This window comes from Rhodococcus sp. NPDC004095 (genome assembly GCF_053604015.1).
Window position 1 is genome coordinate 1 of record NZ_JBSGGS010000017.1, and the last position, 24,568, is coordinate 24,568.

Annotated in this window: 27 protein-coding genes and 1 tRNA gene; 14 read left to right on the plus strand and 14 right to left on the minus strand. The window is 69.1% G+C overall.

The window, feature by feature from the left end; all coding sequences use genetic code 11:
- The first annotated feature begins 487 nt into the window (after nucleotides 1-487).
- Together ACWEPG_RS24775 and ACWEPG_RS24780 are read left to right on the plus strand one after the other, a co-directional pair.
- Nucleotides 488-1,369 carry an MBL fold metallo-hydrolase gene (locus ACWEPG_RS24775; protein WP_452595559.1) on the plus strand — a complete coding sequence of 294 codons (882 nt, stop codon included), beginning with the start codon at nucleotides 488-490 and terminating at the stop codon, nucleotides 1,367-1,369.
- 192 nt (nucleotides 1,370-1,561) lie between these two features.
- The gene (locus tag ACWEPG_RS24780; protein ID WP_450134164.1) at nucleotides 1,562-1,903 is read left to right on the plus strand and encodes a hypothetical protein; all 342 of its coding nucleotides are present in this window, start codon (nucleotides 1,562-1,564) and stop codon (nucleotides 1,901-1,903) included.
- Between the two features lie 23 nt (nucleotides 1,904-1,926).
- On the opposite strand, the gene ACWEPG_RS24785 is transcribed toward ACWEPG_RS24780, so the two are convergent.
- A complete protein-coding gene (locus tag ACWEPG_RS24785) occupies nucleotides 1,927-3,303 on the minus strand; it encodes an MFS transporter (RefSeq protein WP_452595560.1) in 1,377 nt (458 codons plus the stop codon).
- Nucleotides 3,304-3,516: 213 nt separating this feature from the next.
- Here ACWEPG_RS24785 and nhaA point away from each other — a divergent pair, with 213 nt between their 5' ends.
- The 3 genes from nhaA to ACWEPG_RS24800 are packed head-to-tail and all read left to right on the plus strand — an operon-like array spanning nucleotide 3,517 to nucleotide 6,218.
- On the plus strand, nucleotides 3,517-4,746 hold the full coding sequence (gene nhaA, locus ACWEPG_RS24790) for a Na+/H+ antiporter NhaA (protein ID WP_452595561.1): 1,230 nt from the start codon (nucleotides 3,517-3,519) through the stop codon (nucleotides 4,744-4,746).
- The gene (locus ACWEPG_RS24795) at nucleotides 4,743-5,267 is read left to right on the plus strand and encodes a phage holin family protein (RefSeq protein WP_450134161.1); all 525 of its coding nucleotides are present in this window, start codon (nucleotides 4,743-4,745) and stop codon (nucleotides 5,265-5,267) included. Before nhaA ends, ACWEPG_RS24795 begins: the two co-directional genes overlap by 4 nt.
- A gap of 12 nt (nucleotides 5,268-5,279) precedes the next feature.
- On the plus strand, nucleotides 5,280-6,218 hold the full coding sequence (locus tag ACWEPG_RS24800; RefSeq protein WP_452595562.1) for an alpha/beta fold hydrolase: 939 nt from the start codon (nucleotides 5,280-5,282) through the stop codon (nucleotides 6,216-6,218).
- Between the two features lie 48 nt (nucleotides 6,219-6,266).
- Here ACWEPG_RS24800 and marP read toward each other — a convergent pair whose 3' ends face one another.
- From marP to nth, 4 genes are read right to left on the minus strand one after another with little or no spacing between them, the layout of a single operon-like run.
- Nucleotides 6,267-7,457 (minus strand): acid resistance serine protease MarP, encoded by a 1,191-nt coding sequence (gene marP / locus ACWEPG_RS24805; protein WP_452595563.1) that lies wholly within the window; start codon nucleotides 7,455-7,457, stop codon nucleotides 6,267-6,269.
- On the minus strand, nucleotides 7,454-8,179 hold the full coding sequence (locus ACWEPG_RS24810) for an NUDIX hydrolase (protein WP_450134158.1): 726 nt from the start codon (nucleotides 8,177-8,179) through the stop codon (nucleotides 7,454-7,456). The genes marP and ACWEPG_RS24810 overlap by 4 nt, the downstream gene beginning before the upstream one ends.
- The gene (locus ACWEPG_RS24815) at nucleotides 8,176-8,850 is read right to left on the minus strand and encodes a TlpA family protein disulfide reductase (protein WP_450134157.1); all 675 of its coding nucleotides are present in this window, start codon (nucleotides 8,848-8,850) and stop codon (nucleotides 8,176-8,178) included. The genes ACWEPG_RS24810 and ACWEPG_RS24815 overlap by 4 nt, the downstream gene beginning before the upstream one ends.
- Nucleotides 8,851-8,858: 8 nt before the next feature.
- Nucleotides 8,859-9,539, minus strand: coding sequence for an endonuclease III (gene nth / locus ACWEPG_RS24820; RefSeq protein WP_450114910.1), 681 nt, complete (start codon nucleotides 9,537-9,539; stop codon nucleotides 8,859-8,861).
- A gap of 189 nt (nucleotides 9,540-9,728) precedes the next feature.
- Between nth and ACWEPG_RS24825 the strand changes: the two genes are divergently transcribed.
- Together ACWEPG_RS24825 and ACWEPG_RS24830 are read left to right on the plus strand one after the other, a co-directional pair.
- Complete coding sequence (locus tag ACWEPG_RS24825; RefSeq protein WP_452595564.1) at nucleotides 9,729-9,986, plus strand: hypothetical protein; 258 nt, start codon at nucleotides 9,729-9,731, stop codon at nucleotides 9,984-9,986.
- A 200-nt stretch (nucleotides 9,987-10,186) separates the two neighbouring features.
- The gene (locus ACWEPG_RS24830; protein WP_007536532.1) at nucleotides 10,187-10,861 is read left to right on the plus strand and encodes a Crp/Fnr family transcriptional regulator; all 675 of its coding nucleotides are present in this window, start codon (nucleotides 10,187-10,189) and stop codon (nucleotides 10,859-10,861) included.
- 598 nt (nucleotides 10,862-11,459) lie between these two features.
- On the opposite strand, the gene ACWEPG_RS24835 is transcribed toward ACWEPG_RS24830, so the two are convergent.
- The 3 genes from ACWEPG_RS24835 to ACWEPG_RS24845 form a co-directional block, all read right to left on the minus strand.
- Complete coding sequence (locus tag ACWEPG_RS24835) at nucleotides 11,460-12,245, minus strand: MBL fold metallo-hydrolase (protein WP_450114890.1); 786 nt, start codon at nucleotides 12,243-12,245, stop codon at nucleotides 11,460-11,462.
- Between the two features lie 124 nt (nucleotides 12,246-12,369).
- Nucleotides 12,370-12,828 carry a RidA family protein gene (locus ACWEPG_RS24840; RefSeq protein WP_450134156.1) on the minus strand — a complete coding sequence of 153 codons (459 nt, stop codon included), beginning with the start codon at nucleotides 12,826-12,828 and terminating at the stop codon, nucleotides 12,370-12,372.
- A gap of 5 nt (nucleotides 12,829-12,833) precedes the next feature.
- Nucleotides 12,834-12,998, minus strand: a complete 165-nt coding sequence (locus tag ACWEPG_RS24845) for a DUF4177 domain-containing protein (protein ID WP_085999530.1) — start codon at nucleotides 12,996-12,998, stop codon at nucleotides 12,834-12,836.
- Between the two features lie 95 nt (nucleotides 12,999-13,093).
- On the opposite strand from ACWEPG_RS24845, the gene ACWEPG_RS24850 reads away from it, so the two are divergent.
- On the plus strand, nucleotides 13,094-14,110 hold the full coding sequence (locus ACWEPG_RS24850) for an ArsA family ATPase (RefSeq protein WP_450114888.1): 1,017 nt from the start codon (nucleotides 13,094-13,096) through the stop codon (nucleotides 14,108-14,110).
- Nucleotides 14,107-15,219 carry an ArsA family ATPase gene (locus tag ACWEPG_RS24855; RefSeq protein ID WP_452595565.1) on the plus strand — a complete coding sequence of 371 codons (1,113 nt, stop codon included), beginning with the start codon at nucleotides 14,107-14,109 and terminating at the stop codon, nucleotides 15,217-15,219. Before ACWEPG_RS24850 ends, ACWEPG_RS24855 begins: the two co-directional genes overlap by 4 nt.
- Here the strand turns inward: ACWEPG_RS24855 and ACWEPG_RS24860 are convergent.
- Complete coding sequence (locus ACWEPG_RS24860) at nucleotides 15,107-16,468, minus strand: MFS transporter (RefSeq protein WP_452595566.1); 1,362 nt, start codon at nucleotides 16,466-16,468, stop codon at nucleotides 15,107-15,109. The two genes, ACWEPG_RS24855 and ACWEPG_RS24860, sit on opposite strands and share 113 nt — an antisense overlap.
- A complete protein-coding gene (locus tag ACWEPG_RS24865) occupies nucleotides 16,465-16,911 on the minus strand; it encodes a MarR family winged helix-turn-helix transcriptional regulator (protein WP_450114885.1) in 447 nt (148 codons plus the stop codon). The genes ACWEPG_RS24860 and ACWEPG_RS24865 overlap by 4 nt, the downstream gene beginning before the upstream one ends.
- A 98-nt stretch (nucleotides 16,912-17,009) precedes the next feature.
- On the opposite strand from ACWEPG_RS24865, the gene ACWEPG_RS24870 reads away from it, so the two are divergent.
- Entirely contained in the window at nucleotides 17,010-17,459 is a 450-nt protein-coding gene (locus tag ACWEPG_RS24870; protein ID WP_452595567.1) for a cupin domain-containing protein, read from the plus strand.
- Between the two features lie 98 nt (nucleotides 17,460-17,557).
- Here ACWEPG_RS24870 and ACWEPG_RS24875 read toward each other — a convergent pair whose 3' ends face one another.
- Nucleotides 17,558-17,881 (minus strand): WhiB family transcriptional regulator, encoded by a 324-nt coding sequence (locus tag ACWEPG_RS24875; protein ID WP_450114883.1) that lies wholly within the window; start codon nucleotides 17,879-17,881, stop codon nucleotides 17,558-17,560.
- Nucleotides 17,882-18,133: 252 nt separating this feature from the next.
- Here ACWEPG_RS24875 and ACWEPG_RS24880 point away from each other — a divergent pair, with 252 nt between their 5' ends.
- Nucleotides 18,134-20,509 carry a penicillin-binding protein gene (locus ACWEPG_RS24880; RefSeq protein WP_452595568.1) on the plus strand — a complete coding sequence of 792 codons (2,376 nt, stop codon included), beginning with the start codon at nucleotides 18,134-18,136 and terminating at the stop codon, nucleotides 20,507-20,509.
- A 61-nt stretch (nucleotides 20,510-20,570) separates the two neighbouring features.
- Here ACWEPG_RS24880 and ACWEPG_RS24885 read toward each other — a convergent pair whose 3' ends face one another.
- The gene (locus ACWEPG_RS24885; protein WP_450114882.1) at nucleotides 20,571-21,047 is read right to left on the minus strand and encodes a GatB/YqeY domain-containing protein; all 477 of its coding nucleotides are present in this window, start codon (nucleotides 21,045-21,047) and stop codon (nucleotides 20,571-20,573) included.
- A gap of 66 nt (nucleotides 21,048-21,113) precedes the next feature.
- On the opposite strand from ACWEPG_RS24885, the gene ACWEPG_RS24890 reads away from it, so the two are divergent.
- Together ACWEPG_RS24890 and ACWEPG_RS24895 are read left to right on the plus strand one after the other, a co-directional pair.
- Nucleotides 21,114-22,079 carry a metallophosphoesterase gene (locus ACWEPG_RS24890; RefSeq protein ID WP_452595569.1) on the plus strand — a complete coding sequence of 322 codons (966 nt, stop codon included), beginning with the start codon at nucleotides 21,114-21,116 and terminating at the stop codon, nucleotides 22,077-22,079.
- A 38-nt stretch (nucleotides 22,080-22,117) separates the two neighbouring features.
- Nucleotides 22,118-22,191 (plus strand) — tRNA-Pro (locus ACWEPG_RS24895).
- A gap of 72 nt (nucleotides 22,192-22,263) precedes the next feature.
- On the opposite strand, the gene ACWEPG_RS24900 is transcribed toward ACWEPG_RS24895, so the two are convergent.
- Both ACWEPG_RS24900 and ACWEPG_RS24905 read right to left on the minus strand, forming a co-directional pair.
- Nucleotides 22,264-23,070 (minus strand): ABC transporter ATP-binding protein, encoded by an 807-nt coding sequence (locus ACWEPG_RS24900; RefSeq protein WP_452595570.1) that lies wholly within the window; start codon nucleotides 23,068-23,070, stop codon nucleotides 22,264-22,266.
- Nucleotides 23,071-23,160: 90 nt separating this feature from the next.
- The gene (locus ACWEPG_RS24905; protein ID WP_450114879.1) at nucleotides 23,161-23,538 is read right to left on the minus strand and encodes a VOC family protein; all 378 of its coding nucleotides are present in this window, start codon (nucleotides 23,536-23,538) and stop codon (nucleotides 23,161-23,163) included.
- A gap of 160 nt (nucleotides 23,539-23,698) precedes the next feature.
- Between ACWEPG_RS24905 and ACWEPG_RS24910 the strand changes: the two genes are divergently transcribed.
- Nucleotides 23,699-24,406 (plus strand): HNH endonuclease family protein, encoded by a 708-nt coding sequence (locus ACWEPG_RS24910; RefSeq protein ID WP_452595571.1) that lies wholly within the window; start codon nucleotides 23,699-23,701, stop codon nucleotides 24,404-24,406.
- Nucleotides 24,407-24,568: the final 162 nt, after the last annotated feature.

Here is a 24,568-nt window from a genome sequence, read left to right on the forward strand (position 1 = left end):
ACCCACCCCATACAAATGATGGAGTGGAGTACCAAATAATTTGGCACTGACATTCATCGGCACACTGTTGAGTTCTCAAAGAACACGCACACACCATCACTTCCGAGATTATCTCTCGGTCGCTCCGGGGCAACTGTTCCAGCCTAACCCATCGCAGTGACCCGGTCAAAACCGGGAAACTCACAACCGGAAGGCGGTCGAAGCCAAGACAGTATCACTGTCTAAAACTTCTGGATTCGCCAGGCGCCTTCGTCCAACCTCGTTTGCTCTCACCCGGGGGGGCGGAGTCGGTGTCCGTGTCGCTCTGACTCGACAAAAGTTACGTGATCGACCGCGCTCCCGCAAATCGCCTGGTCACAGCGATGACGGCGCGGAAAGTGCGTGGTCGGCGGCGACGAGAGGGGCACCCTGGACGGGAATGGTGGTGCGCGTCACCATGAACGCGTGTCGCGGAGCCGGCCCGGCACGCCCCGCGGACAGGAGAACCATGACCGACTGGCATCGCGTCAGCCCCGTTGCGCACGGCATCTGGAGCATCACCGAGCCCGGCCACGTCACGATGTGGCTGATCGCCGGTTCGGAGCGGGCCCTACTGCTCGACACCGGAATGGGCTTCGTCCCCCTCCGACCGGTGATCGAACAGCTCACGCCGGCTCCGGTCGTCGTCGTCAACTCGCACCATCACTTCGACCATGTCGGCGGCAATCACGAGTTCGACGACGTCCGCATCCATTCCTCCGGCCTCCCCGCGCTGGCGACGCCTCCCGATCGAGCCGACCTCGATGCCTATCTGGACCACAACGACCGCGTCGTTCGTGCCGCCGCATCGGTGCGCGATGTCGACCACGACTACCTGCACCTGTTCGACGTGGACAGTGAGCCGGCCGCACTCCCCCGCGGATTGGACCGGTCGGCGTGGACGGTCCGGCCGCCCCGACCGTCGGGCACCGTCACCGACGACGAGACCATCGACCTGGGTGATCGCACGGTTCGGATCCTGCACACCCCCGGCCACACACCGGACAGCATCTGCCTGCACGACGACCGCACCGGAGTGCTGTTCGGAGGGGACACGGTCAACTCGGGACCGATCTACGCGCACGAGCCGGATTCGGACCTGGCCGACTTCGCCGCGAGCACCGCACGCCTCGCTGCGATGAAGGACGAGGTCTCACTGGTCGCGATGAATCACTTCGGGCGGGTGATCGCGCCGCCCTATGTCCTGCAATCCGTGGCCGACGCGTTCGCTCGACTCGCGCATGACCGCGCCGGGGCGCGGCAGACCCGGGACGTGCAGGACAACCCCGTGGACGAAATGGTCCACGACCACTTCTCGATCCTGCTGCCCGCTGCCGCTCCCGGACTCTAACCAGGTAAACCTTGTCGTCCCTCGAGACCGGGTAATAGGCTTCGAGAGCTGCGACAACCGTGCACGCCGACCGCATCACGACACGCGAACCGGCACGTGAAGCCACAGGCACGAGGAACCACGGTGGACCGCTCGCTCGGTTGACGAACCGGACCCGCTTCGGCAGGCCCTTCACCGAAGGGAGCGTCAGCCATGTCCGCACTCACCCGTTCCGCCGGCCGCCTTTGTGCGGTCGCGGCCGCGATCCTCCTCGGGCTCGGTGCGCCCTACTCCAGCGCCGCGGCGGCCGGCCTCCCCGCCCCGACGGCGGCTCCGAGCGGGGGCTACTGGTACTTCCACTACCTCGCCGAACGCTGCGAGGCCGGGTCGATGCAGGCGTGTGACAGCCTCACGACCCAGACCACGCTCAAGGCGTCCGAGACAATGTGGCAGACCTACAACCGGTACGGCCGGTCCTGCGGCGGGCGCACGGAGCCCAACCCGTACCAGGCTCCGCGGACCAGCTGTGTCCAGCAGTTCCCCGAGGGCGCCTGACCACGGCCGTTGACGAAGCGGGACTACTTCACGTCGTCGAGGGACTCGTCCTTGGTCTCGCGCATCACCAGCAGCGCCACGAAGGTCAGTGCGGCAACGACGAGCAGGTAGATGCCGACCCAGCCGACGCCGTAGGTGGTGGCCAGCCACGTGGCGATAAACGGCGCGACCGCCGCACCGAGGATGCTGGAGGTGTTGTAGGCGATGCCGGAGCCGGTGTACCGGACGTTGGTCGGGAACAGTTCCGGGAGCACCGCGCTCATCGGCCCGAAGGTGAAGCCCATCAACAACATTCCGATGATCAGGAACAGCAGCATCCGGCCTTCACCCATGCCCTCCGCGCCGAGCAGCACGGAGAACGACAGGCCGAAGACCATGATCACGGCGGTGACCACGAGCAGCACCACCCGACGGCCGAAGCGATCCGACAGCCAGCCGGTGATCGGCACGCCGGCGGCGAAGAAGAACACCGCGACCAGTTGCAGGACAAGGAAATCCGAGTACTTGAAACCGAGGCCGGTACCGCCCTCCGCGGCGGTCTTCCCGGTCCCGAAGCTGAGCACCCAGGTGGTCATGATGTAGAAGAGCGTGTACGTCGCGAGCATGACGAAGGTGCCGATGATCAGCTGACGCCAGCTGGTCTTGAACACGGTCGCAAGCGGGGTCTTGACCTTCTCCCCCCGTTCCACGGCCCGAGCGAAGACCGGTGTCTCCTCGAGCCGCAGCCGGACGTAGAGGCCCAGGATCACCATGACCGCGCTGAGCAGGAACGGGATCCGCCAGCCCCAGGACAGGAACGCGCCGGCCAGATCGGGGTCGCCGTTGTCGTGGTTCATGAACAGCGTGATGATCAGGAACAGCCCGTTGGCGAGGAAGAAGCCGATCGGCGCACCGAGCTGCGGCCACATCGCCGCCCACGCCCGTTTGCCGGGCTTCGCGGTCTCGGTCGCGAGCAGTGCGGCACCCGACCATTCGCCACCGAGGCCGAGGCCCTGGCAGAACCTCATCAACGCGAGCAGCGCAGGGGCCAGAATGCCTGCGGCGTGGTAGGTCGGCAGCAAGCCGATGACGAAGGTGGCGATGCCCATCGTCAGCAGCGAACCGACGAGAGTGGCCTTGCGACCGATCCGGTCGCCGTAGTGCCCGAAGAGGACCGAACCGAGCGGCCGCGCCACGAAGGCCAGACCGAACGTCGCGAGCGATGCGAGCAACGCGGTGGTGTCGTTGCCCTTCGGGAAGAACAGGTGCGGGAACACCGAGACGGCGGCGGTCGCGTACGCGTAGAAGTCGTAGAACTCGATCGACGTGCCGACCATGCTGGCCACCACGATGCGGCTGCGTGGAACGGCCTCCACCTTTTCCTCGGTGGTCGGGATCGCATCGTCTCGGGTCTGGGTCATCGGGCCGGCTCCTGCACGAACTCACTATCGATTCCAATATGTGGACACTTCGCGTCCATCTCCTAGGAATTTCACCACCGAAGTAGTTAGCAAAGCAAAATGATCTTGGTGGGGTCGTTGCACCGAGCACCGTCAAGGTCGCGATAAAATCCACTCGGAGCGCCGGGAAGTCTGGTCGGCACGTGCCCCTGCATGCCCGTACCAGGAGAGACCTTGATCCAGACACTGCGCTCCGAACTGTCCCGCTACCTGCGGACCGAAACCATCGGCGGTTCGATCCTGCTTGCGGCCGCCGCGATCGCGCTGATCTGGGCGAACTCCCCGTGGGCGGCCGCATACACGGGCCTGCGCGACTTCCAGATCGGCCCCGAGGCACTCCACCTGCACCTGACGGTCGGAGCCTGGGTTCAGGACGGTCTGCTCGCGATCTTCTTCTTCGTCGCCGGCCTCGAGCTCAAACGCGAACTGGTCGTGGGCGAACTCTCAGATCGCAAGAAGGCCCTGTTACCGATCGTCGCCGCGGTCGGCGGTGTCATCACCCCGGCACTGATAACCCTCGCCGTCGGGTGGGGCACGCCCGGGATCGAGCAGGCCTGGGCGATTCCCGTCGCGACCGACATCGCATTCGCCCTCGGCGTCCTCGCCCTGACTGGGTCACGAATCCCGGCGGGTGCACGAGTGTTCCTGCTCAGCCTCGCAGTCGTCGACGACCTGCTCGCCATCGCCATCATCGCCACCGTGTTCACCACGACGATCGCCTTCGCCTGGCTGCTCGGCGCCCTGGCATGCGCCGCCGGCTACTGGTTCGCCCAGCACCGCAGGCTGACCAGCCCGTGGCTGTACGTCCCACTCGCGCTGCTGACCTGGTACTGCGTGCACCAGGCGGGGATCCACGCCACGATCGCCGGCGTCCTGCTCGGCGTCCTGACCCGGGTGCGGCCCGACCCCGGTGAAGCCGACGCCCCGGCGGTGCGCCTCGAGCACCGCCTCCAGCCCTGGTCCGCCGGACTGTGCGTGCCACTGTTCGCGCTGTTCGCCTCGGGCGTGCCGATCAACAGCGACGTCCTCGGGACACTGCTGACCGACCGGCTGACGCTCGCGATCATCCTCGGAATGTTCCTCGGGAAGATCACCGGAATCTTCGGGGTGTCGTGGGTGGCGGTGCGTTTCGGCATCGCCGTCAAACCGACCGGACTCGGATTTCGAGACATGTTCGCGCTGTCGGTGCTCGGCGCGATCGGATTCACCGTTAGCCTTCTGGTGACCGAACTCGCACTCGAGGGCGCGGAACAGGACAAGGCCAAGGTCGCGGTCCTGCTCACCTCCTTGGCTGCGTCACTGATCGGGTCGGCGCTACTGTTGCGCCGGGGACGCGTCCACCAGGCGCGTGCCGCCATCGATCACCGGCCACGAGGCGACGACAACGGAGGGGCTACGACGTGAGCATCAGCGACCGCACCGGCAGGACCGGAAACGGGGTGCCGAACACCATCTCGTCGATCCCGCTGACCGATGTCGACGCACACGCCCCCGGCACCGCCAGCATCGGCAACCTGGTCAAAGACGCGACCGCGCAGGTCTCCACCCTGGTCCGGGCCGAGGTCGAGCTGGCCAAGGCGGAGGTGACCGGTGAGGTGAAGAAGGGCCTGCAGGGGTCGCTGTTCTTCATCCTTGCGCTCGCCGTGCTGGTGTTCAGCGCGTTCTTCTTTTTCTTCTTCCTCGCCGAACTGCTCGACCTCTGGGTCGCCCGCTGGCTGGCCTTCCTGATCGTGTTCCTTCTGATGCTGGTGGTCACCGGGGTGCTGGCACTGTTCGGGTACCTCCGGGTCCGCAAACTCCGGGCGCCGGAGAAGACCATCGACTCGCTGCGTCAGGCCGCGTCCGTGCTGCCGACCACGTCCGAGTCCACGACCGGCTCCGGCGGATACACCCCCGGCGAGTACGCCCGCCGCACCACACCCTGACGCGACGTCGCCGTGAATGCTCCCGACCCGTCGACCGTCCGCCTCGACGGACCATGGCGGCACCGTGACGTGCGCGCCAACGGCATCCGCTTCCACGCCGTCGAGGCCGGACCGACCGAACCCGACGCGCCGCTGGTGGTGCTGCTGCACGGGTTCGCGGACTTCTGGTGGACCTGGCGCCACCAGCTGACCGCGCTCGCCGACGCCGGATACCACACCGTGGCACTGGACCTGCGCGGCTACGGGGACACCGACAAGCCGCCCCGCGGCTACGACGGCTGGACCCTCGCCGGAGACGTGGCCGGGCTGATCCGGGCCCTGGGGCACACCGAGGCGACGCTGGTCGGCCACGCGGACGGCGGGCTCGTCTGCTGGGCGACCGCCGTCCTGCATCCGCGGGTGGTGCGGTCCATCGCGCTGATCGCCTCCCCGCATCCGATCGCTCTCAAGCGGGCGGTCATTCGGAAACGGGCGCAACGATCCGCGTTTCTGCCGTCGTTCCTCGCCTGTCAGCTGCCGTGGCGACCCGAGCGGCGCCTGACCCGCGACGACGGCGCGGAGGTCGAGCGCCTGCTCCGCCGTCGCAGCGGACCGGCAGGTCGGACGACCGGCGGTGAGTTCGACGAGATCCTGGCGCGATCCCGCTCGGCCATCCAGATCCCCGGCGCCGCGCACTGCGGCCTCGAGTATCAGCGCTGGGCGTTCCGCAGCCAGTGGCGACCCGACGGCCGACGGTTCATGACCGCGATGGACCAGCCGCTCCGCGTCCCGGTACTGCAGATTCACGGCGATGCCGACCCCTACGTGCTGCGGTCGACGTTGCGCTCGGACACCCGTTGGGCACCGCACCGACACCTGCACACCGTTCCCGGTGCGGGTCACTACCCGCACTGGGAACGCCCCGACAACGTGACCGCCGCACTGATCGAGGCGCTCCCCGCCCGTGAGTGATCCTCACCCCGCGAAGGGTGAGGATCACTCTGGGGCGGCGCGGCCGCGCTAGAGGATGCAGGCGCCGGTGTCGACGGAATCGGCGGCGTAGCCGGACTGCTCGAGCTGGCGGGACACCTCGGCTGCGGTCAGCGCGAACCCGGTGTCGCTGTTGTCGACGGCCGCGCCGAACACCAGGCCGAGGACGCGGCCCTGGTCGTCGACCAGCGGCCCGCCCGAGTTGCCCTGCCTGATCGACCCACGCACCGTGTAGACCTCGCGGGTGACGTCGGAGGCCCGGTAGATGTCGGGTCCGCTCAGGTCCAACGTCTCGCGGATCCGCGCGGCGCTGGCCGTGAACGGGCCGCCGCCCGGATACCCGAGCACCAGGGCGTCGGAGCCGGACTCGGCGGGCTCGGGCGCGAACTGCAGCGCCTCGGCGTCGAGACCCGGCACGTCGAGCACCGCGACATCCACCTTCGGGTCGAACAGGACGACGGTCGCGTCGAGCGGGCCGTCCGCGCCGTCGACGACCACCTGGCTCGTACCTGCCACGACGTGGGCGTTCGTCATCACTCGCTCGGGCGCAACGACGAACCCGGACCCCTCCAGCGCACGCTGGCAGCTCGGTGCCACCCCTCGCACCCGCAGCACGCTCGGCTGCAGCCGGGCCGCGAGCGGGCCCTGCGCGATCGCCGCGTTCGGGGGATCCACGACCGCGATCGGGGTGCGGCCGAACGGGCCGATCACGTCCGGCAACCCGGACGTGTCGAGCAGCGCCGAGAAATCGCTCGGCAGCCGGCGCATCCAGTCCGGCGCCACGTCGTCGACCTGGGTGAGCACCTTCGACCCACGAACCGCAGCGGCGACCTCGGGCTGCGACGACGCCGTCAGCGGGATCGCCAGCAGCCACGCCGCGACGAGCACCGCGGCGCCCTGCAGACCCGCCCCGACGACACTGTCGACGGACCGGGCGACCGGGCTGTGCATACTTCCGCGGGCGGCGCGGCCGAGCACCATGCCCGCCACCTCACCGACGATCACCAACCCGATGATCAGCAGGATCCCGACCAGCACGCGGGCCCGTCCCCCGTCGACGTGCACGAGCACGTGTGGGGCGATGAGGATGCCGGCGACCGCACCGAGGACCACACCGAGGAAGGCCAGGGCGGACGCCACCGCGCCGTGCCGCCACCCCGACGTCGCGGCGAGCACCGCGATGGCCAGGACGGCGATATCGATCCAGGTCGACCCCGTCACCGCTCGTGCACCTCCACCACACCGGCATCGAGCTCGGCGAGCGTCACGTCGAGATCCCGCACGTCACGGCGGTCCCACTCGATCTCCCACCCTGAGACCGCGATCAGCCCCGCGAGGACGCCTGCGGTGAAACCCCAGATGAGGAAACCGTCGATCTGGAACGCCGGCCCCCGGTAGCCGAGCCGGTGCTCGACGATGAACCGGTTCTCGGGGTCCAGCAGGGACCGGACCGGCACTCGCGCGACCCGGGCGGTTTCGGCATGGTCGACCGGACGCACCGGAGTGGGCCGGTCCCAGTAGGCCACCACGGGCGTGACGTCGAAACCGGACGGCGGCACGAAGATCCCGGGCAGAACCGCCAGCGATCGGACACCTGACGGGTCGAGACCGGTCTCCTCCTCCGCCTCACGCAAGGCCGTCGCGATGGGCCCGTCGTCCTCGGGGTCGGCGGCACCACCGGGGAAGGCGACCTGGCCGCTGTGCTGGCGCAGCGTCGCCGCGCGCTGGGTCAGGAGCACGTCCGCGTTCTCCGGCAGCCCGCCGAGGCTGACCGGATCGGCCTCCTCCGAACCGCCGAACAGAACCAGGACGGACGCGTCCCGCACCTTCGCCCCGCTGGGGGCGCGCCGGCGCAGGACGGGGTTGATCGCGTGGTCGTCGCCGGGCGGCAACGTGACGACACGCTGCAGCCATTCCGGGGCGGGATGCTCGGTTCGGGTCACGACACGACACCCAGGTGCTCGCGGACCGCGGCGGCGATCTGGTCGGCGTCGTCGAACGGTTGCGGCAGCACGGCCGCGACCGTGCCGTCAGCGCGGACGAGCGCGGTGACGGGCAGCACCTTCGGTGCCCCGACCGCGGCCGCGATCCGCCCCGCCCCGTCCTGGACGCCGGGCAGGTGGACGCCGTACTCGGTCAGCGCGGACAACGCATTTCCCTCCTTGGGGTCCTGATGGACCGTCAACACCGTCACCGCGTCGCCGGCCCGGCGCGCGTACTCGTCGAGCGCGGGCAGTTCCTTCGCACACGGACCGCACCAGTAGGCCCACAGGTTCACCAGTGCGGGCTTGCCGGCCAGGGCGGCGCCGACGTCGATCCGGCCGCCGTCGCCGATGCAACCGAGCTCGATGCCGGCAAGCGGCCCGGACGCGGTGGTACCGGGGACGGGCGTCGGGCAGGGAGCCAGCGCCGCCGCGGCCCGCGGACCGGCCAGCGCCTCGTCGGTGTCACCGGCGACCCGTTCGACCGCGGACGGCGTGGCACCGCCGCTCCGGTAGTCGGCGTAACTGCGGGTCGTGGGCTCGTCGCCTCCGCGTGGCCAGATCGCGACCGCCAGCGCGGCGACCACGACAAGGGCAGCCAGGCTCCACCGGCCCGTGTTCGAGATGTGCACGCCCCGGTTCACCGACCCGCCAGGTCGAGGAGGTGTTCGGTCTCGGGTCCCTTGACCAAAGCGGCGGCAACACTCGGATCGGTCGGTCCGGCGCCGTACGACGGGCAGTCCTTCGCCAGGACGCACACCCCGCAGGCCGGCTTCTTCGCGTGGCAGACCCGCCGCCCGTGGAAGATCACCCGGTGCGAGAGCAGGGTCCACTCCTTCCGAGGGATCAGTTCGCCGACCGCGCGCTCGACCTTGACGGGGTCCTCCTCGGCGGTCCAGCCCCACCGCCGCACCAGGCGCCCGAAATGGGTGTCGACGGTGATTCCCGGCACATCGAAGGCGTTCCCGAGGACGACGTTCGCGGTCTTGCGACCGAACCCGGGCAGGCTGACCAGATCGGTCATGTTCCCCGGAACCTCGCCGTCGAATCGTTCCACCAGAGCCCGCCCGAGCCCGATGATCGAGTTCGCCTTGTTGCGGTAGAAGCCGGTCGTTCGGATGTACTCCTCGAGCTCCGCCCGATCGGCTCCGGCGTAGTCGGCAGCCGTCCGATACCGGGCGAACAAGGCCGGCGTCACCTGGTTAACCCGCACGTCAGTGCACTGCGCGGACAGAATCGTCGCCACCGACAACTCGAGCGGGGTGCTGAAATCGAGCTCGCAGTAGACGTGCGGGAACGCCTCCGCGAGGCGCCGGTTCATCCGGCGTGCCCGGCGGACGAGACCGAGCCGGGTCTCGTCCCGCTTCGGGCCCCCGGCGGGCGACGCCGCGCGGCCCCTCGCCGGGGTCTGGGAAACAGTGGTCGACACCCGTCCAACTCTACGGACGGCCCCGACACCCGCCGTCGCATCGTTTCGCTTCTGAGACATTGGCGGTGTTTACTGCCCCGTATGCAAGGTCTCGCTGTGGTGCTCTTCCCAGTGCTGCTCATGCTGTTTGCGCTGGCGACGGAGCGGGTGGAATTCCGGCTGCGCCGGCTCACGGTGCGTGAGCAGGAGGTGGAGGAATTCCTCGACAAGGCGAGCCACGCGGAGGTGGCCACCCTCGCTCAAGAGGGACTGCCTCGGGCGCTGGCCCGCTTCCACCTCCGCCGCAGGCGGGGGGCCCTCGACGACCACGAAGACCTGACCGAACGACGCGCCAGCTGACCGCGAGCTCCGCTGCGACCGGGTACCCGGCATTCGCTCGACGCGCAGGGCGTGGCGCCGATCACTACTGTTCGAGTTCGGGACGATAGACTTCGATCGAAGTCAACGAACAGTCGGCACGTCCACACGTGCCGAGCCGGTGGACGTCCGCCCCACAGGGTGGCGCCCACCACACCGATTTTTCCGATGAAGGAGCGCACGTGGACGAGGTCCTGGCCAGAGCCGGTATCTTCCAGGGAGTCGAGCCCTCGGCGGTTGCCGCGCTGGTCAAGCAGCTACAGCCCGTCGATTTCCCCCGTGGGCACGTCATCTTCAACGAGGGTGAGCCGGGCGACCGCCTGTACATCATCGTGTCCGGCAAGATCAAGCTCGGACGCCGTTCCCCCGACGGCCGCGAGAACCTGCTGACGATCATGGGCCCCTCCGACATGTTCGGTGAGCTCTCGATCTTCGACCCGGGTCCGCGCACGTCGACGGCCACCACGGTCACCGACGTGCGGGCGGTGAGCATGGACCGCGACGCCCTCAAGTCGTGGATCGACCAGCGGCCCGAGATCGCCGAGCAGCTGCTTCGGGTTCTCGCCCGCCGCCTGCGCCGGACCAACAACAACCTGGCCGACCTGATCTTCACCGACGTTCCCGGCCGTGTGGCGAAGGCGCTGCTGCAGCTGGCCCAGCGGTTCGGCACCCAGGAGGGCGGCTCCCTGCGCGTCACCCACGACCTCACCCAGGAGGAGATCGCCCAGCTCGTCGGCGCCTCCCGCGAGACCGTGAACAAGGCGCTGGCGGACTTCGCCCACCGCGGCTGGATCCGGCTGGAGGGCAAGAGCGTCCTCATCTCCGACTCCGAGCGTCTCGCGCGGCGCGCCCGCTGACACAGCGCAGACGCAAGAGAGAGCCGCCCACCCCGCTGTCGGGGTGGGCGGCTCTTTTCGTCGGACCGCGGCCGACCGACCGCACATGCCGCCGGGTCCCGCTCGAGGCACCCTGGACAGGAGAAGGGCCCCGGTCCCGGGCTGGGACTGGGGCCCTTCTGCTGTTCGACGGCCGGATCGTGTGCTCGAACTACCGCCCCCCTCGGGGCACCCTCACGCACTCACCGCCGACGATGTGGGGACAGCACTCAGGCGGGGGTGCCGCCGTTGTCGGAGCTGCCGAGATCGAGCTGGAAGATGGTGCCGAACATGCCGATCAGCTGCACGATGCCGTTCTCGTCAGCGAGGTTTTCGAGGGATCCCACGTGTACTGCTCCTTGCGTTTGTGAGGGGGTTACGCACCGCAACGCAATGCGATGCCGGACAGATATGTACCGTCCCTCACGACCTCCCGCAGCCCGAGAAACCCGCACCACCCGGGCCCGCGGCGTCCTCCGTTCGAGCGACACCGCCCCCACCAGCGCACATTCGTCGACCAACAGCGTTTCTGTGATGTCCCACACATTTTCTGCGAATCTCGCTGTGCGGGATCGCGAAGTCAGCGTCGCAGGTAGTCGAGCTGCACGCGCACCGACTGCTCGGCCACCGGCCACAGCTTCGGGTCGACATCGGAGTACACGTGCTCGACCACCGTGCGGACGGCGGCGTCGTCGCCCAGAACCTCGAGCGCGGACCGAACCTGCTCGAGCCGCTCCTCTCGATGCGCCAGGTACTGCTCGGCGACCGCCTGCACGTCGGGCAGGTCCGGCCCGTGCCCGGGCAGCACCGTCCGACCGGAACCCAGGTCGATCAGCGACCGCAACGACGAGAGGTAGTCGCCGAGATCGCCGTCGGTCGAGTCCAGGACGGTGGTGCCGCGACCGAGGATGGTGTCGCCGGTGAGCACCGACCCCTCCCCCTCGATCACGAAGGACGTCGAGTCCTTGGTGTGCCCGGGGGTCCGCAGTACCCGGATCGCGAGCCCGACCTCCTCGATCAGCTCCCCGTCGGGCAGGCCGGCGTCGGTGTGTCTGCGCAGCGACGGGTCGACGGCGCGCACCGGACTGCCGGTCATCTCGACGAATCGGTCGATGCCGTCGGTGTGGTCGTGGTGCCGATGGGTGATCAAGGTCAGCGCGACCGGCCCGACCTCCGCGACCCGCCGCAGGTGCTCCTCGTCGGCCTCGCCGGGGTCGACGACCACGCACTCCTCCCGCCCCGGTGCTCGGAGGATCCAGGTGTTGGTGCCGTCGAGGGTCATCATCCCGGGGTTGTTCTCCAACATCACCGCCGCGATCGGGGTGACCTGTCGCAGTTGGGCGTAAGCCGGATGTCCGAGGGTCATGGGCACACTCTACGGACGCGGATTCCGGCCTCCTCGGCCCTCCGGTGCTGCGCGGTCCGGAGCGGAGACGACGTCGGCCCGCCCACCTGTGTGCAGTGGACGGGCCGACGAGAGTCGTTGCCGGTCAGCGGACCTCGACGATGAGCTCCACCTCGACCGGGGCGCCCAGCGGCAGCTCCGCGACCCCGACCGCGGAGCGCGCGTGCACGCCGGCATCCCCGAACACCTCGCCGAGGAACTCGGACGCGCCGTTGACGACGCCCGGCTGCCCGGTGAACCCCTCGGCGGACGCGACGAATCCGACCACCTTGACGACGCGGACCACCGAATCGAGCCCGACCAGGGCGTCGATCGCGGCCAGCGCGTTCAGCGCACAGGTGCGGGCGGCCTCCTTCGCGGTATCCGCGTCGACCGGCCCACCGACCTTGCCCGTGACCGGCAGCGAACCGTCGACGAACGGCAACTGACCGGACGTGTACACGAGATCACCGGTCCGCACCGCAGGCACATATGCCGCGACGGGTGCGGCCACCGCGGGCAGTGCGACACCGAGATCGGCCAGCCGCGCCTTCCAGTCCGCCATCGCGCTCAGCCCTTCGGACGCTTGAGGTAGGCCACGTGCTGCTCGCCCGTCGGGCCGGGCAGCACGGTGACGAGCTCCCAGCCGTCCCCGCCCCACTGATCGAGGATCTGCTTGGTCGCATGGGTCAGCAGCGGGACGGTCGCGTACTCCCACGTAGTCAATTCGCTCATGCCGGTGAGCCTAGTGCCCGCGCCCGCCGCCCTGCGCCGTCGTGTCAGGGGCCGGTCGCACAACGATTCACGGCCGCGACTTATAGGCTCGGGGAGTGGCAGCACCTGCGAACGCACCCGCCTACGAGTGGCCGGCCAAGGCCGACAAGGCCCGGCTGCATTTCGTCTCCGGCAAGGGCGGAACCGGAAAGTCGACCGTTGCGGCGGCGTTGGCGCTGGCCCTGGCCGCGGGCGGCCGGAGAGTGCTGCTCGTGGAGGTGGAGGGCAGGCAGGGCATCGCGCAGCTTTTCGACGTCCCACCGTTGCCGCCGACCGAGACCAAGATCGCCACCGCGGACGGCGGTGGCGAGGTGTTCGCGCTGGCCCTCGACATCGAGACCGCCTTCCTCGAATACCTGGACATGTTCTACAACCTGGGCTTCGCCGGCCGCGCGATGAAACGCATGGGCGCGATCGAGTTCGCGACCACCCTTGCGCCGGGCCTGCGCGACGTGCTGGTCACCGGCAAGATCAAGGAGTGCGTCGTCCGTTCCGACCGCAACGGGGTGCCCGTCTACGACGAGGTGGTGGTCGATTCCCCGCCGACGGGCCGGATCGGTAGCTTCCTGGACGTGACGAAGGCGATGTCCGATCTCGCGAAGGGCGGCCCGGTGCATTCGCAGTCGGAGGGCGTGGTGCGGCTGCTTCACTCGGACGAGACGATGGTGCACCTGGTGACGCTGCTCGAGGCGTTGCCCGTGCAGGAGACCGCGGACGCGGTCGAGGAACTCGAGGGCGCCGACCTGCGCCTGGGCACGGTGATCGTCAACCGCTCCAACACCGCGTATCTGCCGCCGGACACGATGGCGGCCGCCGCGGCGGGCACCGTCGACGCCGCCGCCGTCCGTGCCGGCCTCGACGCGGTCGGGATCACCCTCTCCGACGACGACTTCGCGGGACTGCTCACCGAGACGATCGAGCACGCGTCGACGCTGGCCGCCCAGGACGACAGCGCGGTCGAACTCGACAAGCTCGACGTGGCCCGGCTGCACCTGACCGCGTTGACCGACGGAGTCGACCTCGGCGGGCTCTACGAGCTGGCCGAGCAGCTCGCCGAGCAGGGCGTCCGATGACCGCGGCACTCGACGTCGACGCGATCCTCACCGATCCGGCCGCGCGGATCGTGGTCTGCTGCGGATCCGGTGGCGTCGGGAAGACGACGACGGCGGCGGCGATGGCGTTGCGCGCCGCCGAGGAGGGCAGGCGGGTGGTCGTGCTGACGATCGACCCGGCCCGTCGGCTGGCCCAGGCCCTGGGGGTGCAGGACCTGGACAACACGCCGCAGCCGGTGCAGCTCGGACCGGGCGCGACCGGCGAACTGCACGCGATGATGCTGAACATGCGCCGCACCTTCGACGACATGGTGCTCGAGCACTCCTCCCCGGAGAAGGCGCAGCAGATCCTGGCGAACCCCTTCTACCAGACCGTCGCCACCTCGTTCTCCGGGACGCAGGAGTACATGGCGATGGAGAAGCTCGGCCAACTCGCCGCCAGCGACGAGTGGGATCTGGTGGTCGTGGACACGCCGCCGTCGCGCAACGCGCTGGACTTCCTCGACGCGCCGCAACGACTCGGATCCTTCCTCGACGGACGGATGATCCGGCTGCTGTCGGCGCCGGGACGCGGGATCGGGCGCCTGGTCACCGGCGCGATGGGGCTGGCGCTGCGGGCGGTCTCGACGATCGTCGGCAGCCAGATGCTCTCGGATGCCTCGGCGTTCGTGCAGTCGTTCGAGTCGATGTTCGGCGGGTTCCGGGAACGGGCCGCGCACACATACGAACTGCTGCGCGCGCAGGGCACGCATTTCGTCGTCGTCGCCACCGCGGAGCCGGACGCCCTGCGGGAAGCCTCGTTCTTCGTCGAGCGGCTCTCCTCGGAGGGGATGCCCCTCGCGGGCCTGGTCCTCAACCGAACCCACCCGACGCTGAGCGCGCTACCGGCCGATCACGCGGTCGCGGCTGCCGATGTGCTCAAGAAGCGGGGCGAGCACCCGATGACCGTGGCCGTCCTGCGGATCCACGCGGAGCGCGCCCGGACCGCTCAGCGCGAGCTGCGCCTGCTGGGCCGGTTCACCGGGGCGCATCCGCGGGTTCCGGTGGTCGGGGTGCCGTCGCTTCCGTTCGAGGTGTCCGATCTGGAGGCGCTGCGGGCGGTTGCCGATCAGCTGACCGGTCGGGGCTGACGGGCTCGGGCACCGGGGCGGGTTCCGGCTCGGTCCGACGGTCGCGCCGGACCACGAGGGTGCCCAGTCCGGCGGCGACCAGACACGCGACCGCGCCCATCAGCAGGCCCACCCGTCCGCCGAAGTGCTCGGCGACCGCACCGGCGATCGGCCCGCCGACCGGGGTGGACCCGAGGAACGCCACCGACCACAACGCCATCACCCGCCCGCGCATGTGCGGCGCCGCCTCGAGTTGCAGGGTGCTGTTGCCGACCGACAGGAACCCGACGCTGGCGGCGCCCACGCAGACCAGGAGCACCAGCGCGAGCCACAACGTCGGGGCGAGTGCCGCCGCGCCGATGACGACGCCGAACAGGGCCGCCGACGCGATCAGTGCCGGGATTCCGGTCCGTCCGCGGGCCGCGACGAACAGGCCGCCGAGCACCGCACCGACCCCCATCGCGGCGGTCATGAACCCGTACACGCTGGCGTCGCCGCCGAACGTGTCCCGGGCGAGTACGGGAAGGACCACCTGGAACTCGTAGGCGAGGCAGCCGACCAGCGCCATCATCAGCAGCGGCACGAGCAGGCCCGGTGTGCGGGCGACGTAGCTCAGGCCCTCCCGCAGCTGCCCGGGTTCGCGGGGCGCCGGCGGGGACGGGCGCAGCGCGGCGACGTCGAGCCGAACCAGGGACGCCACCACGGCGACGAAGCTGAGTGCGTTGAGCAGGAAACAGATGCCGAGTCCGCCGGTGGCGATGACGAGGCCCGCGATCGCGGGACCGATCGCGCGCGCGGCGTTGACCAGCACCGAGTTGAGGCTGACGGCGTTGCGCAGATCCTCGGGCCCGACCATCTCGAGCACGAAGGACTGGCGGGCGGGGTTTTCGAAGCTGTTGTTCAGACCCAGCAGGAACGCGAGCACGTACACGTGCCACAGCTCGACGGTGTCGGTGACCGTGAGCACGCCCAGGATCAGGGCAAGCAGACCCATCATCGTCTGCAGGCCGATCATGAGCTTGCGCTTGTCGAGCCGGTCCGCGACGACGCCGCCGTAGGGACCGAACAGCAGCACCGGCAGGGTCTGCAGTGCCACCACCGATCCCAGCGCGGTGCCCGACCCGGTCAGCTGCAGCACCAGCCAGGACTGTGCGACGGACTGCATCCAGGTGCCGATCATCGACACCGCCTGACCGCCGAAGTAGATCCGGTAGTTGGGGACGGCCAGCGAGGAGAACGTGTCGCGGCGGAACTCGGCGAGGGTGGTCACGACGCGGTCGTCGCGATCTCCCGGGCCAGCGCCTCGATGGCGGGCAGCGCCGCGACCACCGCGTCGGCGTCCTCGTCGGGCAGGCGACCGAGGGCGTCGGCGAACAGTTGGGTGCGCTCACTGCGCAGCCGGCGGTGCAGTGCCTCCCCGTCCTCGGTGACCTGCACCCGGGCCGCGCGCCGGTCCGCGGGGTCGGCGCTGCGCCGGAGCAGGCCGTCCCCCTCGAGCTTGCCGACCACCCGCGAGAGCATGGTTGGGTTCAGTCCCTCGGTCTCGGCGAGCGCGCCGAGACCGAGCGGTCCGAGCCGGGCGGCGGTGCCGAGCACCGACAGCTGCGTGCGGGTGAGCCCACCTCCGGACACGCGACGATCGACGATCCGGGAGATGCGGGCCAGTGCGATCTTGAGCCGGGTGATCTCGTCCTCGGTGGGGAGATGGGTCACGGGTGTGCGCCTCCGAAGATAGTTGCCTATCGGCAAGCATACTCTTCGGAGGCGACGACTGCGCTGCACGAACCGGGTCGAGCTGCGAGGATCACCGGATGACCCAGCCACCCGCGTGGGCGGAGCACCTGAACCTGGTACCCCACCCCGAAGGCGGCTGGTACCGCGAGACCTGGCGCAGCGACACCACACTCCCCGCGTCGGCACTGCCCGACGGCTATCCCGGCGACCGGGCGGCAGGCACGGCGATCCTCTTCCTGCTCCTGCCCGGCCAGCGATCCGCCTGGCACACCGTGCGCGGTGCGGAACTGTGGTTCCACCACCGCGGGAGCCCACTACGACTCGACCTCGGCGGAGACGGCCCCGCACCCGGCCGGCCGGAGAGCCGGCTCCTCGGCCCCGACGTCGCCGCCGGACAGCACCCGCAACTGGTGGTGCCGCCCGGACACTGGCAGCGCGCCGAGCCGGTCGGCGACGAGGCGGCACTGGTCGGCTGCGTCGTGGTACCGGGGTTCGATTTCGCGGATTTCCGCATGCACGAGCCGTGATGTCGCCACCGCGACCGCCGCACACAGCACACCGGCCGGGACCTGAGTGTCAGATCCCGGCCGGCGGCCGAAGATTCATCCGTTCGGATGACAGGGATTCAGACGACAGACGCCTGGTTTCGCTGTGCCGAGAAGAAGTCGGCCCACGACTCCACCTCGGGGTGCTGCTTGAGGAGTGCGCGGCGCTGACGCTCGGTCATGCCGCCCCACACTCCGAATTCGACCCTGTTGTCCAGCGCGTCCGCTCCACACTGCATCAGCACCGGGCAGTGCCGACAGATGGTGGCCGCCTTGCGCTGCGCGGCTCCGCGAACGAACAACTGATCAGGATCGACCGTGCGGCATCGTGCCTGCGTAACCCACGCAATGCGCGCCTCAGCCTCTTCAACGTCCAACCGGCGACCCGGGGTGGTCACGGTCATCTTCTGCCCCTCCTGCAGTACAAGCGTCGCCCTCGCTGACGCTCCGGAAAGTGCCCGCATCCGCCCTAGCATGGGCGAGACGCACCACATTCCCGATCTAGTGTTATCTGAATCACACTGGGTCACAATTTAGGCAATGTATAACGGTCTGCGCAAGATGCCCGACCCACTTTTTTGGTACGGACGTGCATCCAGATCGAATCGGCTGGTTGCTCTGGGAGCGGGAGCACACAGGACACGTACCCTGTCGTAGTGCCCATCGCAAAAACAGTCGCGAAACTCGCTGGATGCACGGCCCTGGCCGGCGCCCTCCTTGCGGGTGTGATGTTCCCCCTGGCGGGCGGGTTCGGCATGGTCTCGAACCGCGCCGCCGACACAGTCGACAACGTCTCGGCCGAACTGGTCGAGGGTGACGTGCCCGCGGTGTCGACGATGGTCGACGTCGAGGGCAACCCCATCGCGTGGCTGTACGAGCAGCGCCGATTCGAGGTTCCGAGCGACAAGATCTCCAACGACATGAAGTTGGCGATCGTCTCTGTCGAGGACCGCCGCTTCGCGGACCACAAGGGGGTCGACTGGCAGGGCACGGTGCGGGCCTTCCTCACCAACACCACCAGCGGTCAGGTCCAGCAGGGCGCCTCGACCATCGACCAGCAGTACGTGAAGAACTACCAGCTGCTGGTTGTCGCGAAGACCGACGCCGAGCGCCGCGCCGCGATCGAGACGACGCCGGCACGCAAGATCCGTGAGATCCGGATGGCGCTGACGCTGGACAAGAAGCTCACCAAGGACGAGATCCTCACCCGGTACCTGAACCTGGTCCCGTTCGGCAACGCGTCCTTCGGCATCCAGGACGCCGCACAGACGTATTTCGGCATCGACGCCAAGGACCTGAACCTCACCCAGTCCGCGATGCTGGCAGGCATGGTCCAGTCCAGTTCGGCGCTGAACCCGTACACCAACCCGGAAGGCGTGCTCGAGCGCCGCAACACCGTGCTGGACACGATGATCGTCAACATCCCGGACCGGGCCGACGAGATCCGCGCGGCGAAGCAGGAGCCGCTCGGGGTGCTACCGGAACCGAAGTCGCTGCCACGCGGCTGCATCGCCGCCGGTGACCGCGGATTCTTCTGCGACTACGCCCTGCAGTACCTGGCGAACGCGGGCATCAGCCGCGAACAGGTCGAGAAGGGCGGCATGCTGATCAAGACCACCCTCGACCCCTCCGTGCAGGACTCCGCGCACGCCGCCCTGACCGCGACCGCCCGGCCGGACATCGACGGCGTCGCCCAGGTGATGAACGTCATCCACCCCGGCCAGGACCAGCACCGCGTGCTTGCGATGAGCAGCAGCCGCAACTACGGCCTCAACGGCGCGATCAACGAGACCGTGCAGCCGCAGCCCTACTCCCTGGTCGGCAACGGCGCGGGGTCGATCTTCAAGGTGTTCACCACCGCTGCGGCGATGGAGAAGGGTCTCGGCACCAGCGCGGTCCTGCAGGTGCCGTCACGGGTCGACGTGAAGGGAATGGGCAACGGCGGCGCGCGGGGCTGCCCCGCCGCCACCTACTGCGTCGAGAACGCAGGCAAGTACCCGGCGGCGCTGTCGGTCACCGATGCGCTCGCACAGTCGCCGAACACGGCGTTCGTCAAGCTGATCGAGTCGGTCGGGGTGACCCCGACGGTCGACATGGCCGTGCGGCTGGGCATGCGGTCGTACGCGCAGCCGGGCACGTCCGGCTACGGCGACGGCCAGTCGCTGGCCGACATGCAGAAACAGCAGAACCTCGGCTCGTTCACCCTCGGTCCCACGTGGATCAACCCGCTCGAGCTGTCGAACGTCGCCGCGACCCTGGCCTCGCACGGCAAGTGGTGCCCGCCGACACCGATCGACTCGATCTACGACCGGTACGGCAAGCCCGTCTCGATCACCCAGCAGGCGTGCGAACAGGTCGTCGAGCCGGGCCTGGCGGACACCCTCGCCAACGCGATGAGCAAGGACGACAAGCCGGGCGGCACGTCCGCGGCGGCTGCGGGCGCGAACGGGTGGACACTGCCGATGGCGGGCAAGACCGGCACCACCGAGTCGCACATGTCGTCGGCGTTCATGGGCTTCACGAACAACCTGGCGGCCGCCGTGTACGTGTACGCGGACTCCCCCACGCCGCGGGAGATCTGCACCTCGCCACTGCGACAGTGCGGCGACGGCAACGTCTACGGCGGCAACGAACCCGCTCAGGCCTGGTTCAAGGCGATGAAGCCGATCGCCGATCAGTTCGGTCCCACCGAACTGCCCCCGATCGATCCGAAGTACCAGCGCGGCTCGCAGAACGCGCAGGTTCCGGAGGTCGCGGGGATGAGCGAGTCGCAGGCGACCGCGGCCCTCAAGGCGGCCGGATTCGGCGTGAACGCGGTCTCGACCGCGGGGGACGGCTCGAAGGGCACGGTGCTCAGCTCGTCGCCCGCCGGGTCCGCGGTGCCCGGGTCGTCGGTCACGCTCTATGTCAGTGACGGCACGCTGCGGGCGGCTCCGGCGACGACGCCGGCTTCTCCCGCCCCGGGCCCGGGCCAGATTCAGATCCAGCTGCCCAACCTGCCCGCGCTACCGCTCCTGCCTCTGCCCCGGTAGCGGGGCCGCCTGTGTGTGAATTTCCCCCGCGGGAAAATTCGCACACAGGCGCGCAGCGCTCCTAGAGGCGGTCCTTGACGGCCTTCGAGATCCGGGAGCCGTCGGCCTTGCCTGCGGCGAGGGCGGTGGCGGCCTTCATGACCTGGCCCATCTGCTTCATGCCCGGGCGTTCGCCAAGCTCCTCGGCAATCTGGGCGATGGCGGTGTCGGCGACGTCGGCCAGTTCGGCGTCGGTGAGCGGTGTGGGCAGGTAGCCGTCGATGACCTGCGCTTCGGCACGCTCGTTCGCGGCAAGCTCCCCGCGTCCGTTCTCGGTGTAGATTTCGGCGGCCTCGCCGCGCTTCTTCGACTCCTTGGCGAGCACCTTGAGGACTTCGTCGTCGCTGAGTTCGCGGGCTTCCTTGCCTGCCACCTCCTCGGTCTGGATGGCGGCGAGGACCATCCGCAGCGTCTTCAGACGCAGGGTGTCCTTGGCCTTCATGGCGGTGGTCATGTCGGCGCGGAGGGTGGCTTTGAGGGTGCTGGTGGAGTCGGACATGGTTTCGAACGCTACGCGCCCGCACCGGCGACGCGCATGTCCATTGCCGGCGCTGCGTATCCTGAAATGGTGTTTGACAACCCTCGCACCGTCCTCCGTGGCACCGCTGCCGGGCTGGCGGGTGCCGCGGCCCTCGGTGTCGGCTACGCCTCCCTGATCGAGCGGAACGCCTTCACACTGCGTGAGGTGACGATGCCGGTGCTCGAACCGGGCTCGTCGACCCTGCGGGTGCTGCACCTGAGCGACCTGCACATGATGCCCGGACAGAAACTCAAGCAGAACTGGCTGCGAGAGCTGGACCGGCTCGAACCGGACCTCGTGGTCAACACCGGCGACAACCTGGCGCATCAGCGCGCAGTACCCGCCGTGGTCCAGTCGCTGGGCAGCCTGCTGGCACGGCCGGGCTTGTTCGTCTTCGGCAGCAACGACTACTTCGGGCCGAAGCCGAAGAACCCGTTCAAGTACTTCAACAAGGAACACAAGCGCACCTTCGGCGAGCCGCTGCCGTGGCAGGACCTGCGCGCCGCGTTCACCGAGCGCGGCTGGCTGGACGTGACGCACACCCGCCGCGAGCTCGAGGTGGCCGGGGTCCGGATCGCGACCGCCGGCGTCGACGACCCGCATCTGAAGCGCGACCGCTACGACACCATCGCGGGCGCTCCGAACCCGGTGGCGAACCTCAAGCTCGGGATCACGCACTCCCCCGAGCCTCGGGTGCTGGATCGGTTCGCCGACGACGGCTACGACCTGGTGCTGGCCGGGCACACGCACGGCGGTCAGCTGTGCCTGCCGTTCTACGGTGCGCTGGTGACGAACTGCCAGATCGACCGGTCCAGGGTGAAGGGCCCGTCGCGGTGGGGCGCGCACATGCAGCTGCACGTGTCGGCGGGGATCGGCACGTCGCCGTACGCGCCGGCCAGGTTCTGCTGCCGCCCGGAGGCGACCCTGCTGACGCTCGTTCCGACTGCCGAGAAGGGTCCGAAACAGGGGGTTCAACCAGGCGTTTCGCGTTCTTCGGCAGTCGTGCGCTAAGCTTTGCTGGCTGCCCGGGAACGGGCAGTCGGTAAGACCGGGGTGTGGCGCAGCTTGGTAGCGCGCTTCGTTCGGGACGAAGAGGTCGTGGGTTCAAATCCCGCCACCCCGACGGTCGTCGAAATCCTCCATCCGATGCATTTCGGATGGAGGATTTCGTCGTTTTCGGGTCGGTGGCGAATTGTCAGTGGACGCGAGCGGCGCCGGTGGCCGACCACCGGCCGTTGTTGCGGTCGATCCAGATCGGGTGTTCGAAGGCACGCGAGATCACGTCGGAGTCCACTGCTTCGTCCACCGGTCCCGCCGCGATAACCCGGCCACCGGCAAGGACGAGGGCGTGTGTCGTGGAGGCAGGCAGCTCCTCCAGGTGGTGAGTGACCAGGACCGAGGCCAGTTCCGGCCGGAGCACCCGCAGTTCGGCGAGGACGTCGAGCAGGATCTCTCGCGCCGCGAGATCGAGGCCGGTGGTGGGCTCGTCGAGCAGCAGCAGGTCCGGTTCGGTGACCAGCGCTCGGGCGATGAGCGCGCGACCCCGCTCCCCCTGGGACAGCACCGCCCACCGATCGGACGTGCGGGCGGACAGGCCCAGTGCGCCGATGAGCTCGTCGGCTCGTTCCGCTTCGCTCTCGGCGGGTGCCCACCGCTTGGGCAGGTCCGCGGCGGCGTGCAGCCCGGTCAGGACCACGTCGCGGACCGGCAGGTACGGCTCGATCCGTGAGCGAGGGTCGACGTGGCCGATGTGCGTGCGAAGCCACCTCATGTCGACGCGGCCGAGCCGGTGCCCGAGCACGTGCACGGTCCCGCGGGTCGGATGCAGCCGGGCACCGCACAATGCGAGCAGCGTCGACTTGCCGGCGCCGTTCGGCCCGAGCAGCGCCCACTGCTCCCCGGCGCGCACGTCGACGCTGACCGAGTCGATCAGCGCTCGCCCCTGCCGCAGCACGCTCACATCACGCACCGAGAGCACCCTGTCGTCACGTTCGCCGCTCACGCCCCACCTCCGATGTCCAAGTCCTCTGGTTGTCTGACAAGACGGTAGCCCGCAGGGCGACGGAGGCGGTTCGCGGAGTCCTCTTCCGGCTCAGTCCTGGTGAATCTGGACGAGGTTGCCGCAGGTGTCGTCGAAGACGGCGGAGACGCCGGACGGATCGCTGGTCGGTTCGCCGGTGAAGCGAACACCGAGCCCGATCAACCGCTCGTACTCGGCCCGGACGTCCGGCACCCCGAACACGATGGTCGGCATCCCGAGCCCGTACACGCCCTCCCGGTAGGCGGTGGCGATCGGGTTGTCACTCGGCTCGAGCAGCAACCCGACACCGTCCGGGTCCTCCGGGGACTTCACGATGAACAGGTTGTGGTCGGGCATCGCGAGCAGTTCCCGGAAACCGAGCGTCTTCGTGTAGAAGTCGAACGCCGCGGCGGGATCGATGACGTGGATTCCGCACATCTTGATTCGCATGGTGCCGAGGCTATCGGTGCCCGACGCGACCCGCACGGCGCCGCGGTTGCCGGACAGGGCACAGTGATGGGCGTCCGCCTCGATCCAGGAGAACCCGATCACCGCCCTGTCTTCCGCGCTGCGCCGCCGCGCCGCGCTCGTGCCGCTGACGGCGTGCGCCGTGCTGGCGTCCGCGGCGTGCGGTACGACCCTGGACGCGGCGCCTTCCGATCCGCAGGCACCGAGCATCGCCGTGGACCCGGCGCACGATGCCCCGTCCGACCCGCCGACGGCGGCACCGGATCCGGGGTCGGAGTATGCCCTCCGCCTGCTGTCGGCCCTGCCGGTCAAGGGCCACGCCCCGAAGTCGGGATACGACCGCGACCTGTTCGGACAATCCTGGACCGACGATGTGGACGTCGAGGGCGGACACAACGGCTGCGACACCCGCAACGACATCCTGCGACGCGACCTGACCGATGTCGCCACCCGGGACAACACCCGAGGATGCAAGGTCACCTCGGGCACACTGTTCGACGAATACACCGGCGAGACAAAAGCTTTCACCTCGGGGCCGAGCACATCACCCCTGGTGCAGATCGACCACCTGGTGTCACTGTCGAACGCGTGGCAGACGGGAGCACAGCAGCTCGACGAGGCGACCCGGACGGCCCTCGCGAATGACCCGCTCAATCTGCAGGCAGTGGCCGGGGCGGTCAATCAGAAGAAGGGCAACGGTGACGCCGCGACGTGGCTGCCGCCGCGCGGCGCGTATCGCTGCACCTACGTCGCGCGACAGGTCGAGGTGAAGGCACGGTACGGACTGTGGGTGACCCAGGCCGAACGGGAGGCCATCGCTCGAACCCTGTCCAACTGCGGCACAGCATGATCCGCGTCGGGCAGCCGACGCGACCGACCCGACCGGTCTGATCGTCCGCGGCACACCACCGGCCAAGCCCCCTGCCAGGCCCGACGCCTGCGGCGCCGGTTGGGCGCGTGAGTCCGATTTGGACTGAAACCAACTCTCGAAGTGCCGGACAACGGCCCGGCA